Origin of the sequence: Kitasatospora albolonga (assembly GCF_039535905.1) — a bacterium.
GTDB classification, from domain to species: domain Bacteria; phylum Actinomycetota; class Actinomycetes; order Streptomycetales; family Streptomycetaceae; genus Kitasatospora; species Kitasatospora albolonga.
In genome coordinates, this window is record NZ_BAAAYB010000064.1 from 1 (window position 1) to 13,071 (window position 13,071).

The 13,071-nt window shown below is 74.0% G+C and carries 8 protein-coding genes and 3 pseudogenes; 7 read left to right on the top strand and 4 right to left on the bottom strand.

All coding sequences use genetic code 11. The features are described 5' to 3' along the window. Positions 1–19: 19 nt before the first annotated feature. Positions 20–499, top strand: a pseudogene (locus tag ABD946_RS15905) (protein kinase domain-containing protein); the annotation flags it as partial. A 149-nt stretch (positions 500–648) separates the two neighbouring features. Here ABD946_RS15905 and ABD946_RS15910 read toward each other — a convergent pair. Beyond that, positions 649–1,767 (bottom strand): annotated as a pseudogene (locus tag ABD946_RS15910) (streptophobe family protein); the annotation flags it as partial. A gap of 585 nt (positions 1,768–2,352) precedes the next feature. Here ABD946_RS15910 and ABD946_RS15915 point away from each other — a divergent pair. Next, positions 2,353–3,411, top strand: a complete 1,059-nt coding sequence (locus tag ABD946_RS15915) for a DUF6777 domain-containing protein (RefSeq protein ID WP_345284057.1) — start codon at positions 2,353–2,355, stop codon at positions 3,409–3,411. On the opposite strand, the gene ABD946_RS15920 is transcribed toward ABD946_RS15915, so the two are convergent. Next, the gene (locus tag ABD946_RS15920; RefSeq protein WP_345284058.1) at positions 3,402–3,917 is read right to left on the bottom strand and encodes an NUDIX domain-containing protein; all 516 of its coding nucleotides are present in this window, start codon (positions 3,915–3,917) and stop codon (positions 3,402–3,404) included. The genes ABD946_RS15915 and ABD946_RS15920 overlap by 10 nt on opposite strands. A gap of 110 nt (positions 3,918–4,027) precedes the next feature. Here ABD946_RS15920 and mmuM point away from each other — a divergent pair, with 110 nt between their 5' ends. From mmuM to ABD946_RS15945, 5 genes are all read left to right on the top strand, one after another. Beyond that, the gene (mmuM, locus tag ABD946_RS15925; protein WP_380148755.1) at positions 4,028–4,948 is read left to right on the top strand and encodes a homocysteine S-methyltransferase; all 921 of its coding nucleotides are present in this window, start codon (positions 4,028–4,030) and stop codon (positions 4,946–4,948) included. 92 nt (positions 4,949–5,040) lie between these two features. After that, positions 5,041–5,805, top strand: coding sequence for an IclR family transcriptional regulator (locus ABD946_RS15930; protein WP_345284062.1), 765 nt, complete (start codon positions 5,041–5,043; stop codon positions 5,803–5,805). 330 nt (positions 5,806–6,135) lie between these two features. Further along, entirely contained in the window at positions 6,136–6,855 is a 720-nt protein-coding gene (locus ABD946_RS15935) for an MIP/aquaporin family protein (RefSeq protein ID WP_345284064.1), read from the top strand. A 91-nt stretch (positions 6,856–6,946) separates the two neighbouring features. Next, entirely contained in the window at positions 6,947–8,467 is a 1,521-nt protein-coding gene (gene glpK / locus ABD946_RS15940) for a glycerol kinase GlpK (protein WP_345284066.1), read from the top strand. A 134-nt stretch (positions 8,468–8,601) separates the two neighbouring features. After that, complete coding sequence (locus ABD946_RS15945; protein ID WP_345284101.1) at positions 8,602–10,197, top strand: glycerol-3-phosphate dehydrogenase/oxidase; 1,596 nt, start codon at positions 8,602–8,604, stop codon at positions 10,195–10,197. A gap of 62 nt (positions 10,198–10,259) precedes the next feature. Here ABD946_RS15945 and ABD946_RS15950 read toward each other — a convergent pair whose 3' ends face one another. Together ABD946_RS15950 and ABD946_RS15955 are read right to left on the bottom strand one after the other, a co-directional pair. Further along, entirely contained in the window at positions 10,260–11,411 is a 1,152-nt protein-coding gene (locus ABD946_RS15950) for a hypothetical protein (RefSeq protein WP_345284068.1), read from the bottom strand. A gap of 243 nt (positions 11,412–11,654) precedes the next feature. After that, positions 11,655–13,029: pseudogene (locus ABD946_RS15955) on the bottom strand (GntT/GntP/DsdX family permease). Between the last annotated feature and the right edge of the window lie 42 nt (positions 13,030–13,071).

The window sequence follows — 13,071 nt, forward strand, 5'->3', positions numbered from 1 at the left end:
CGTCTACTGACCGACCGGCTCACAGAAGTCGCTCTCGCTGACCGGACTGACCACGGTCGGGCAGTTCGTCGGGACGCTGGACTACGTGGCGCCGGAGCAGATCTCCGGGCGGGCCGGTGGACGGGCGGTGCGACGTCTACAGCCTGGGGTGCGTGGTCTACGAGGAGCTGACGGGGACTAGCCGCCGTTCCGGCGCGAGGACGACCTGGCGCTGCTCTGGGCGCACCTGCACGACGAGGCGCCGTCGGTGCGCGAGCTGCGGCCGGACCTGCCGGCGGCCTGGACGGGGTGCTGGGGCGGGGCCTTGGCGAAGACTCCGGAGGAGCGGTACGCCTCCTGCCTGGAGTTCGTGGCGGCGCTGCGGGCGGCGGACGACGGGCGGCCGGTGGTGGTCGCCGCGGGGCCGACGCCGACCGAGGTGGTGCCGGTGGTGCCGGCGGTGGAGGAGGATCCGGTGCCGCCCGCGTGGGCGTGGCCGGTGTTCGTCCGGGAGCAGTGACGGGCCGTCAGCGGGGGTGGCGGCGACGGGCGGCGAGGCCGCCGAGCAGGCCGGCCAGGGCGCCCCAGAGGGCGGCGAGCGGGACGTGTGCGCAGCAGGTCCGGGGTGAGGAGAACGCCGCCGCCCGTCGCGTCGAAGCCGAGCAGGACAGGCCCAGGGCGGCGGAGATCCGGGTCACCAGGCCGAGCAGCAGGGCGGGCCGCGGCGAGGGCGGCGGCGAGATGGGCCGCGTACTGCCAGAGGCGGGTGCCGGGGGCGGTGTGGCGGGCGGCGCCGTAGCCGGCGAGCAGGAGCGTCACGGCGGCGAGGGGCCGCGAGCAGCCAGGCGCGGCCGTCGTGGGCGGCGAGGGTCGAGAGGTCGAGGGTGGCGTCCTGGCCGGAGGGACGCGCAGGACCTCGGCGAGGGCGGGCGGCATGGGGAGGCCGATGTCGGTGGGCGGCCGAGCCGTGCCAGGCACCGCCGAGGCCGATGCCGAGGCCAGCCAGGCGAGGTTGGGCAGGGCCAGCAGCAGGACGGCGAAGGTGTGCGGGGGTGGCCGGCCACGGCTGCGGTGACCAGGCCGGCGACGGCGGCCAGGGCGACGTAAGAGCAGCAGCAGGGTGAGCACGGCGTGGGCGGCGGGCTGGACGGCGGAGCGGTACCGCAGCAGGGCGGGCGGGAGGGTGTGCGCGGCGGGAGGCGAGCAGGGTGAGCAGCAGGACGCCCGCGAGCCAGAGCAGGCCGATGCCGAGAGGTGGGGAGCAGGGCGGTGTCGGAAGCCGACGGCCGGGGCGGCGCCGAAGGCCGCGCCGAGGGTCGTCGAGCAGGGGGGTCGCCGGTGGGGGACGGCGAGCTGTGCGTCGGCGGGGAGCCGGAGCAGGGTGATCAGGACCAGCCAGAGGAGGGCGGTGCGGCCCGCTCTGGCGGCGAGTTCGGCGGGGGTGGCGACGGGCGCGCAGGCGCAGCGCGGGCGAGGAAGAGGTGGGCGGTGGCGAGGGCGCCGAGCAGGGTGACGGAGAGCGGCATGGCTTCCAGGGCCGCCCTGCGCCTCGGCGACGAAGGCCGCCGTGCCGTTGAGCTCGACGGGCACGCCGAGGGCCATCAGCACGGTGGCGGCGACCACGGAGGGGAACGCGCCGTCGGGCAGGGAGTCGGCTCCGGCCAGCCAGAGGCCGAGGGCGGCCAGGCCTGCCATCAGGAGCAGCGGCACGACGGCGGTGAGGAGCGCCTCCGCCCAGGGACGGAGGTGGCGCGCGGCGGTGGACGGCGTACCGGCCTGGGACGGCATGGCGGCTCCCGGTGGACGGGGGTTCCCTGATCACCTCAGCTTCGGCCGGGCGCGCACGGTCGGCGAGCCGGAAGCGGTGACGCCAGGGGGCACGGGGCCACCGGGGTCACCACGGACGGCGGTGGTCGGCGCGACGGGTGGGGTGGGCGGGTCGAGAATGAGCGGCGGGGGAAGGCAGAAGCGCAGCCCTTGGAGGCAGCTCGTGAGCTCCCAACCGCCGTCCGAACCCACCGGTCCGTACTCGGGTCCGCCTTCGGGGGGTGGCGGGCCGTCGCCGACCGAGCCCGCGATGCCCCGTCCGTCGGCGGGCGGGCCGCCCACGGAGGTCGGGGCGACCCCGCCGGTGGAGCCGCCGAGCGGTGCCGGGTCCGCCGCGGGGTCGGGAGCCTCGTCCGGCGGGGTGGTGTCGGGGCCGCCGTCCGGGCCGCTGTCGGGGCCGAACGGAGGGCCGCCCTCGGGTGACGGGCCGTCGGGTGGCGGGGCGTCAGGCGTCGGGCCGCCCGGGGACGGGGGGCGGCGGTTGGTGCCGGCCGGGGGTGGCGGGGCGGGCGCAGGCCGTGGTGGCGGGGGCCGAAGGGGTTGGCGGTGGTGGCCGTGGCGGCGGGGGCCGCGGTGCTGACGGTGGTGCTGACCAACGGGGGCGGGAAGGACACCAAGACCGAGGCCGCGCCGCAGGTGGCGTTGCAGCCGGTGGCGGCGTCCGGGCCCGATCCGTTCACCGGGTCGGTGGCGGTGGTGGCGATGTCGGAGAGCGCGACGGCTTCCGGGGCGGCGAGCGCCTCGGGGTCGGCGACGGGCCGGACGGTCACGGGTTCGGACCCGGGCCTGTACGGGGGCAGCCGGCAGACGGCCAGCTGCGACGTGCCGAAGCTGTCGGCCTTCCTGACGTCGGATCAGGCCAAGGGCAGGGCCTGGGCCGGGGTGCTGGGCATCGACCCGTCCACCATCGACCCCTACCTGCGCTCGCTCACCCCGGTGGTGCTGCGTTCGGACACCCGGGTGACCAACCACGGTTTCGCCAACGGCGTGGCCACCCCGTACCAGTCGGTGCTGCAGAGCGGGACGGCGGTGCTGATCGACGGGCGCGGGCTGCCCCGGGTGCGGTGCGCCTGCGGCAATCCGCTGCTGCCGCCGGCCGCGCTGGCGGTGCCGCCGGCGTACTCGGGGACGCCGTGGCCGGCGTTCAAGCCGCAGGACACCGTGGTGGTGAGCCCGGCGCCGTCGCCGCTGAAGGACGTGACGGTGGTGGACCCGTCGAGCGGGCAGTCGTACGCGCACGGGGTGGGTTCGCCGTCGGCCTCCGGCTCCGCGTCGTCCTCGGGCTCGTCCTCGGGTTCGCCGTCCGGGTCGGGCTCCGCCTCGCCTGGCTCGCAGTCCCCCGGGGCCCCGTCCTCCTCGCCCTCCGGCCGGTCGGGTTCGCCGTCGGTCGGGCAGCAGCAGTCCGGCGCGCCGTCCGGAGCCGGGTCCGGGTCGGGCTCGGCGGCGCAGAGCAAGGCGGCGTCGCCGTCGGGCGGTGCGAGCCAGCGGCAGGTGCAGAGCCCGGCCCAGCAGAGTCAGGGACAGCAGAGCCAGGGCCAGCAGCAGAGCCCGGCCCAGAGCCAGGTGCGCAGCCCCGTGCAGAGCCCGGCCGCCGGTCAGTCGTAGGCGCCCTTGAACCAGGCCTCGGCGATCTGGGTGTGCAGCGGGAAGGCCAGCCTGGTCGGCAGGGTGAGCAGGTGCCAGCCGTCCGTCTCGTCGGTGGGGACGGACGGCGGCAGCGAGTCGAGGGTGCGCGGCGGGAAGAGGGCGAAGAGCATCAGGAAGGCGCCGCGCTCGTCGCTGCCGGTGTCGGCCAGCCGGGCCTGGGCGGGGTCGACCTCCAGGCCGGCCTCCTCGCGGAGTTCGCGGGCGGCGCCGGTCTGCCAGTTCTCGCCGTAGTCGATGTAGCCGCCGGGGAGGGCGAGCTCGCCGTAGCCGGGCTCGATGGTGCGGCGGATGACGAGCAGGGCGCGGGTGCCGTCCGGCTGCTCGACGGGCTGGAGGGCGACGGCGACCGGCAGCGGGTTGCGGTAGCTGATCTCGCCGCAGCCGGGGCAGGTGCGCGGCCAGGTGGTGGTGCCGGGCGCGTACGGGGTGCCGCACCAGTGGCAGTGCGTGAAGGGGCCTGTCATGGCTGGATGCTAGTCGGAGCGGGTGACGGTGCGTCAGTGTCTCGCGGGACGGGACGGGCATCCGTCGGCGATCTTGCGCGTTGTAGCGTGCGGTGGTCGGCGTACGGAGGGTGAGGACAGTGGGGAACGCGTTCGTGCGGGCGTTGGCGGCGGGGCCGCTGGTGCTGGACGGGGGGCTGTCGAACCAGTTGGCGGACGCGGGGCAGGACCTCTCGGACGAGCTGTGGTCGGCGCGGCTGCTGGCGGACGATCCGGCGGCGTTGACGGCGGCGCACCGGGCGTACGTCGAGGCCGGCGCCCAGGTGGTCATCACCTCCAGCTACCAGGCGAGCTTCGAGGGCTTCGCCCGGCGGGGGGTCGAGCCCGAGGAGGCCGTGCGGCTGCTCGGGGAGAGCGTGGCGCTGGCCCGGGCGGCGGGGCCGGAGTGGGTGGCGGCCTCGGTGGGGCCGTACGGGGCGGTGCTGGCGGACGGGTCGGAGTACCGGGGGCGGTACGGGTTGACGGTCGGTCAGCTGGTGGACTTCCACGGGCCGCGGCTGGAGGTGCTGGCGGCGGCCGGGCCGGACGTGCTGGCGGTGGAGACGGTGCCGGACGCCGTGGAGGCCGAGGCGGTGCTGCGGGTGCTGGACGGGCTGGGGGTGCCGGCCTGGCTGTCGTTCTCGGTCGACGGGGAGCGGACCAGGGCGGGGCAGCCGCTGGCGGAGGCCGCGGCGCCGGCGGCCGGGGTGCCGGAGGTGGTGGCGGTCGGGGTGAACTGCTGCTCGCCCCAGGACGCGGACCGTGCGGTGAAGGTGGTGGCGGAGGCGGCCGGGAAGCCGGTCGTGGTCTACCCGAACAGCGGTGAGGGCTGGGACGCCGGAGCCCGCGACTGGCGGGGCGGTTCGACCTTCGTGCCCGAACGCGTGGCGCAGTGGCTGGCGGACGGGGCCCGGCTGGTGGGAGGGTGCTGCCGGGTCGGCCCGGCGGAGATCGCGGCGCTCGCCCGGGTGGTGCGGGAGGCCGACGTGACCGACGGAACTGACAGTCGCTGACGGAGAACGTGCGCGCCCGGCCGTCGGCCTGGCAGACTCGGGGCGATACCACTGCGGTCGACAATGTCGACCGCCTGTCAGCGGAGGTACACATGCCAGGGCCGATCCAGTCGCTCTCCCGGGCTGCCGCGATCATGCGGCTGCTGGCCGGTGGCGAACGGCGGCTGGGCCTGTCGGAGGTGGCCACCGCGCTGGACCTGGCCAAGGGCACCGCGCACGGCATCCTGCGCACCCTCCAGCAGGAGGGGTTCGTCGAGCAGGACCCGGAGAGCGGGAAGTACCAGCTGGGCGCCGAGCTGCTCCGGCTCGGGCAGAGCTACCTGGACGTGCACGAGCTGCGGGCCAGGGCGCTGGTCTGGGCCGACGACCTGGCCCGGGCCAGCGGGGAGACGGTCTACCTCGGGGTGCTGCACCAGCAGGGCGTGCTGATCGTGCACCACGTGTTCCGCCCGGACGACACCCGGCAGGTGCTGGAGGTGGGCTCGATGCAGCCGCTGCACTCCACCGCGCTCGGCAAGGTGCTGCTGGCGTACGACCCGGTGGCCCGGGGCGAGCTGGGCGACGGGCCGTTGGAGTCGTACACCTCGCGCACGCTCACCGACCTGGCGGACATCGACGCCGAGGCGGCGCTGACCAGGGAGCGGGGCTGGGCCGCGGCGGTGGAGGAGACCTGGGACGGCGTGGCCTCGATCGGCGCGCTGATCCAGGACCGCCGGCGCAATCCGGTGGGGGCGGTGTGCATCAGCGGGGCGGTGGAGCGCGTCTGCGAGGACGGGTTCGTGAAGCCCTCCCTGGTGGCCTCGGTGCGCAGCGCGGCCCGGGCCATCTCCCGGGACCTGGGTGCCGGGCGTTTCTAGCCGGGCGTTTCCAGCGGTCACATCTGACGCTTCGTGAGCTTCCCGCAGGCGCGGGCAGGTTGATTCCTGCCCGCGCCTCTGCGTTTTGTCCGCTTTTCCGGTGACAAGGGTGCTGATTTCCCCGGCACCGGGGGATCACCGTGAGTGATGGATCACAGGTCGGTCACCCGCCCTTGACGCGGGGGCGACCACAGGGGGAAGCTTCCGCATGACGGTCGACATTGTCGAACGGTGTCCGGAGCGACCGGAACGCCACCCGTCAGCGCACGACCCCGGGACGGGAACGTGCACCTCCCCCACCTGCTCCGGTCACGGACGAAGGAGTCCTTTGTGTCCGCGTTCACCAACGGCGACATCTTTGTCGGCGAAACCCTCGGCACCGCCGCACTGATACTCCTGGGCGGCGGCGTCTGCGCCGCAGTGACCCTCAAGAAGTCCAAGGCCGTCAACGCCGGCTGGCTCGCCATCACCTTCGGCTGGGGCTTCGCGGTGATGATCGCCGCCTACATGTCCGCCCCGAAGTCCGGCGCCCACCTGAACCCCGCCGTCACGCTGGCGATCGCCGCCGACACCGGCGAGTGGGGCAAGGTCCCGCTCTACCTCGGCAGCCAGCTGCTCGGCGCGATGATCGGCGCCGCCCTGGTCTGGGTCACCTACCTCGGCCAGTTCCAGGCGAACGACGCCCCCACCCTGGGCATCTTCGCCACCGGCCCCGAGGTCCGGAACCCGGTGCAGAACCTGCTCACCGAGATCATCGGCACCTTCGTGCTCTGCCTGGCCATCCTCACCCAGGGCCTGACCAAGGGCCTGGGCCTGTCCGGCACCGGCATCCTGATCGTGGCCTTCACCGTGGTCGGCATCGGCCTCTCGCTGGGCGGCCCGACCGGCTACGCCATCAACCCGGCCCGTGACCTGGGCCCGCGCATCGTGCACGCCCTGCTGCCCATCCCGCACAAGGGCGGCTCCGACTGGTCCTACGCCTGGGTGCCGGTGGCCGGCCCCGTCATCGGCGGCCTGCTGGCCGGCGGCTTCTACCACCTGGCGTTCTGACAGCCTGTTGGTTTGCCCCACTCCTGAGCACGGGGACTGACCACTCGTCAGTCCGATCTTCCCGAACCCCCATTCGAGCCGAGGACCCTCCATGACCTCCACTGGCAACTACGTCGCCGCGATCGACCAGGGCACCACCTCCAGCCGCTGCATCATCTTCGGCGAGGACGGCCGGATCGTCGCCGTCGACCAGCAGGAGCACAGCCAGATCTTCCCGCAGCCCGGCTACGTCGAGCACGACGCCGCCGAGATCTGGACCCGGGTGCAGTCCGTGGTCCGCGGCGCGCTGGAGAAGGCCGGACTGACCAAGGACGACATTCGCGCCATCGGCATCACCAACCAGCGCGAGACCACCGTGCTGTGGGACAAGAACACCGGCCAGCCGGTGCACAACGCGCTGGTCTGGCAGGACACCCGGACCGAGGCGCTCTGCCGCGAGCTGGGCCGCAACGTCGGCCAGGACCGCTTCCGCCGCGAGACCGGCCTCCCGCTGGCCAGCTACTTCGCCGGCCCGAAGATCCGCTGGCTGCTGGACAACGTCGAGGGCCTGCGCGAGCGCGCCGAGGCCGGCGACATCCTGTTCGGCACCATGGACACCTGGGTGATCTGGAACCTCACCGGCGGCGTCAACGGCGGCAAGCACGTCACCGACGTGACCAACGCCAGCCGCACCATGCTGATGAACCTCGCCACCCTGGCCTGGGACGAGCGGATCGCCGAGTCGATGGGCGTCCCGCTCCAGGTCCTCCCGGAGATCCGCTCCTCCGCCGAGGTCTACGGCCACGCGGTCGGCGACCTGGAGGGCGTCCCGGTGGCGGCCGCGCTCGGCGACCAGCAGGCCGCGCTGTTCGGCCAGACCTGCTTCAACGAGGGCGAGGCCAAGTCCACCTACGGGACCGGCACCTTCCTGCTGCTGAACACCGGCGAGAAGATCGTCAACTCGTACCACGGCCTGCTCACCACCGTCGGCTACCAGATCGGCGACCAGGCCCCGGTCTACGCCCTGGAGGGCTCGATCGCGGTCACCGGCTCGCTGGTGCAGTGGCTGCGCGACCAGCTGGGCATCATCTCCACCGCCGCCGAGATCGAGACCCTGGCCTCGACCGTCGACGACAACGGCGGTGCCTACTTCGTGCCGGCCTTCTCCGGCCTGTTCGCCCCGTACTGGCGCTCCGACGCCCGCGGTGTGATCGCCGGTCTGACCCGGTACGTGACCAAGGGCCACCTGGCCCGCGCCGTGCTGGAGGCCACCGCCTGGCAGACCCGCGAGGTCGTCGACGCCATGCAGAAGGACTCCGGCGTGGAGCTCACCGCCCTCAAGGTGGACGGTGGGATGACCTCCAACAACCTGCTCATGCAGAACATCGCGGACGTCCTGGACGCCCCGGTCGAGCGGCCCTACGTGGCCGAGACCACCGCGCTTGGCGCGGCCTACGCGGCCGGCCTCGCGGTCGGCTTCTGGCCGGACCTGGACACCCTGCGGGCCAACTGGCACCGCGCCGCCGAGTGGACCCCCCGGATGGACGAGGCCACCCGCGAGCGGGAGTACAAGAAGTGGCTCAAGGCCGTGGAGCGCACCATGGGTTGGGTGGAGGAGGACGAGGAGAGCTGACCGTCACGCCGGTCGGGGCCGCAGCGGCCCCGACCGGCCAGCGTCGTTTCTTGACGGCCTCTCAGCAGGAGGCCGCAGCGCAGTACTACGAGAGGAGACGCGGCGCCGCCCGCACCGGCACCGCAACACACACCATGGCTTCCATCCCGACCCTGGGCGCCGGCTACACCACCGGACGTACCGCCTCCCGCGCCGAGGCCCGCGAGCTGCTGGGCAAGGCCACCTACGACCTCCTGGTGATCGGCGGCGGCATCCTCGGCACCGCCACCGCCTGGACCGCCGCCCAGTCGGGCCTCAAGGTCGCCATGGTGGACGCGGGCGACTTCGCCGGCGCCACCTCCTCCGCCTCCTCCAAGCTGGTCCACGGCGGTCTGCGCTACCTGCAGACCGGCGCGGTCAAGCTGGTCGCGGAGAACCACAAGGAGCGCCGCGTCCTCTCCACCGACGTGGCCCCGCACCTGGTCAACCCGCTGACCTTCTTCGTGCCGGTCTACAAGGGCGGCCCGCACGGCGCCACCAAGCTCGGCGCCGGCGTCTTCCTCTACTCCGCGCTCTCCGCCTTCCGCGACGGCATGGGCCGGGTCTCCACCGCCGCGCACGCCGCCCAGCAGGTGCCCGCGCTGCGCACCGAGGGCCTGCGCTCGGTCGCCGTCTACGGCGACCACCAGATGAACGACTCCCGGGTCGCCGTGATGACGGTGCGCGCGGCGGTCGAGGCCGGGGCCGTGGTGCTCAACCACGCCGAGGTGACCGGACTGCGCTTCACCGGCGGCCGGGTGACCGGTGCCGAGCTGAAGGACCGTCTGGACGGCACCGAGTTCGGCGTCAACGCGCGCCTGGTGCTCAACGCCACCGGCCCGTGGGTCGACCACCTGCGCCAGATGGAGGACAAGGGCGCCGCCCCGTCCATCCGCCTGTCCAAGGGCGCGCACGTGGTGGTCAAGCGGCGCACCCCGTGGCGCGCGGCGCTCACCATCCCGATCGACAAGTACCGCGTGTCGTTCGCGATCCCGTGGGAGGACCACGTCCTGCTCGGCACCACCGACGAGGAGTACACCGGTGACCCGCGCGACGTGCGCGCCACCGAGGCCGACATCGACCAGATCATGGGCGAGGCCGGCCACGCGATCCGCGACGAGCACCTGGACCGCGACCTGATCACCTACGCCTTCGCCGGCCTGCGCGTGCTGCCCGGCGGCCCGGGCGACACCGCCGCCGCCAAGCGCGAGACGGTCGTCACCGAGGGCCGGGGCGGCATGCTCTCGGTGGCCGGCGGCAAGTGGACGACGTACCGTCACATCGGCCGCACCGTCCTGGAGAAGCTGGCCCACGTGCCCGGCACCGGTCTGCGCGAGGACATGTCCCCGATCCCGGCCACCGTCCCGCTGCCCGGCGTCGGCGCCCCGAACGCGGTGGCCCACCGCCTGCTCGTGGACCGCGAGCCCGGCTCACGGATGGAGCCGCTGGTGGCCAAGCACCTGGCCTCGCACTACGGCACCCTCTCCTTCGAGATCGCCCACCTGATCGCGGAGAACCCCGAGCTCGGCGAGCCGATCCACGCCGACGGCCCGGACGTCTGGGCCCAGGTCGCGTACGCCGCGGACAACGAGTGGGCGTACACCGCGGACGACGTGCTGCGCCGCCGCACCACCATGACGGTCCGTGGGCTCGACACCCCGGAGATCCGGGCCGAGGTGGACGCCTTCCTGGCGAAGCGCGGCAAGAAGTAAGGCACCGTCAGTACGGCCGGAACGGCCCGCCCCTTGCCACGGGGGGCGGGCCGTTCCGGCGTTCAGCGGCGCAGTCGGTTCCGCCAGGAGCCGGGCCCGTCGGCGGCGGCCTTCGCGGGACCGGGCCAGCCGAGCACCTCGCCCGCGAACCAGATGGCGGGCCGGTCGGCGGCCCACCCGTTGAGCACGGCCGCGACCCGCTCCGCGTCGGCCAGGCCGGCGAACAGGCCGTCCGGGCCGGTGCGGACGCCGAGTTCGGCGAGGGCGTCCCCGGACGGGTCGTGGCAGCGCCAGGTGTGCAGGTGGCCGGCGTCGTAGCCGATCACCTCCCAGCCGAGGCGGGTGCCGCCCTCGTCGAGGGCGGGCGGGGAGGCGAGGTTGGCGAGCAGCACCGGGTCATCGCCGTCGGCCTTGCGGACCGCCCTGGCCAGCACCTTCGCCTGACCGGGGGTCACCAGCAGTCCGAGCAGCCGGGCCGGCGGCCCGATCCGCAGCCGGGCGCAGGCCGCCAGCGCGGCCTCCCGGGAGGAGAACCAGTGGTCGTCCCGCGGCAGTTGGCCGACCCGGCAGGCGGCGACGGAGACCTCGTCCCCCTCCGGTTCGACCACCAGGTAGCCGGCCACCACGGCGGCCTCGTCCGCGGAGCGCGGCGGGGGCAGGCGGCGGGTCTGCTTCACCAGCAGAGGCAGCCGGTCGCAGCGCTCGGGGAGGCGGCGCTCCTCCAGCCAGAACAGGTAGCCGCGCAGGTCCTCCTGGAGCAGCTGGTCGATGTAGTCGACGTAGCCGCGCAGCTCCTGGACCAGCTGGTCCTGCTCCCGGTCGCCGGTGCCGGCGCGGTGCGCGGCGGCCTTGAGGGCCCACTCCTTGACCCGACCGCGCTCGTACCACCAGGCCCGGACGGCGGCCGGGGTCCAGTGCTGGTCGCCGTCCATCGCGTAGTGGCGGTCGGGGTGCTTGCGGACCTCGGCGACCAGGCTCTGGACCTGCAGGACGTCGGTGGGCTGACGGTAGACCAGGTCGGCCACCACCCGCTCCTCGTGGGCGAGCAGCTCGGCGGCGTCGCGCGGCGGGGAGTCGGCCTCCCGGACGGTGCCGTAGAACGGGCCCGGGACACCGCGCCAGTTGCGTTCGGCCCAGCGGCCGTCGAACGGGTCGCCCTCCCGGGCGACCTCCCGGAGAGCCGCCGGGACCGGATCCCAGTACCTCGCGGACACGTACGCCCCTCCCCCGTGGAAACACCGGACGGCCGCCACCCTTCCAGCGGAGGGTGGCGGCCGTCCATGGCCCTTCCGGGCTAGGGGCTGTCTCCTTGATGGGGTCGGATCAGGCCGCGTCGTCGGGGTGCGTGCCTCGGCGGCGCCGAGGAGGGAGTCCATGCGGAGCATCGGCGACTGACGAGAAGCCGGCGAGGTGCGTGCCCCGGCGGCGCGGCCCCGGCCCCATCAAGGAGACAGCCCCTAGATGATCAGGGAGAGCGGGAGGATCAGGGCGATCGCGGTGACCGAGATCAGGGTCTCCATCACCGACCAGGACTTGAGGGTCTGACCGACCGTCATGCCGAAGTACTCCTTCACCAGCCAGAAGCCCGCGTCGTTGACGTGCGAGAGGAAGAGCGAGCCGGCGCCGATGGCGAGCACCAGCAGGGCGGCGTGGGTGGTGGAGAGGTCGGCGGCCAGCGGGGCGACGATGCCGGCGGCGGTGATGGTGGCGACGGTGGCGGAGCCGGTGGCCAGGCGGATCAGCACGGCGATCAGCCAGCCGAGCAGCAGGGCCGAGATGTGCCACTTGGCCGACCAGGAGCTGACGGCGTCCCCGACGCCGACGTCGATCAGGGTCTGCTTGAAGCCGCCGCCCGCGCCGACGATGAAGACGATGCCGGCGATCGGGGCGAGCGACTTCTCCATGGTGGTGGAGATCCGGGCCTTGGTGAAGCCGGCCGCCCGGCCGAGGGTGACCATGCCGAGCAGGGTGGCGGCGAGCAGTGCGATCAGCGGGGAGCCGATGAAGTCGGCGATCCGCTGGGGCATCGCCTTGGGGTCGTCGATGACCACGTCGGCCAAGGCCTTGCCGAGCATCAGGACCACCGGCAGCAGGATGGTGGTGAGGACGGCGGCGAAGGAGGGGGTGCGCTCGGGCTTCTCGGTGGCGGGCGGGGCCGGGGGCAGCTCCAGCGGGCCGACCCAGCGCTCGGCGAAGCGGGCGAACAGCGGGCCGGCCACGATCAGGGTGGGCACCGCGATCAGCAGGCCGAGCGCCAGGGTGACGCCGAGGTCCGCCTTGAGGGCGTCGACGGCGACCAGCGGGCCCGGGTGCGGGGGGCACCAGGCCGTGCAGCACGGAGAGCCCGGCCAGGGCGGGGATGCCGAGGCGGATCAGCGGGACGTTCCCGCGCCGGGCGACCAGGATCACGATCGGGATCAGCAGCACCACCCCGACCTCGAAGAACAGCGGCAGGCCGAGCACGGCGGCGATCAGCGCCATCGACCAGGGCAGCATGCGCTTGGAGGAGCGGCGCAGCACGGTGTCGGCGACGATGTCCGCCCCGCCGGAGTCGGCGAGCAGCTTGCCGAGCATGGCCCCGAGGCCGATCAGCAGGCCGACGCTGGCCACGGTGGAGCCGAAGCCGGCCGAGAAGCTGGAGAGCAGCTTGTCGAAGGGGGCGCCCGCGACGGCGGCGAGCACGCCGGAGCCGAGGATCAGGGCGAGGAAGGGGTGCAGCTTGAAGCGGGTGATCAGCAGCACGATGACGCCGATGCCGAGCAGCACCGCGAGCAGCAGGACGCCGTCGCTGGAGGTGTGCGGGAGCGGGGCGGCGAGGAGTTGGGTGGTCACGCGAGGTCTCCGTTGAACAGGCGCGGGGTGTGGGGGAGGTGG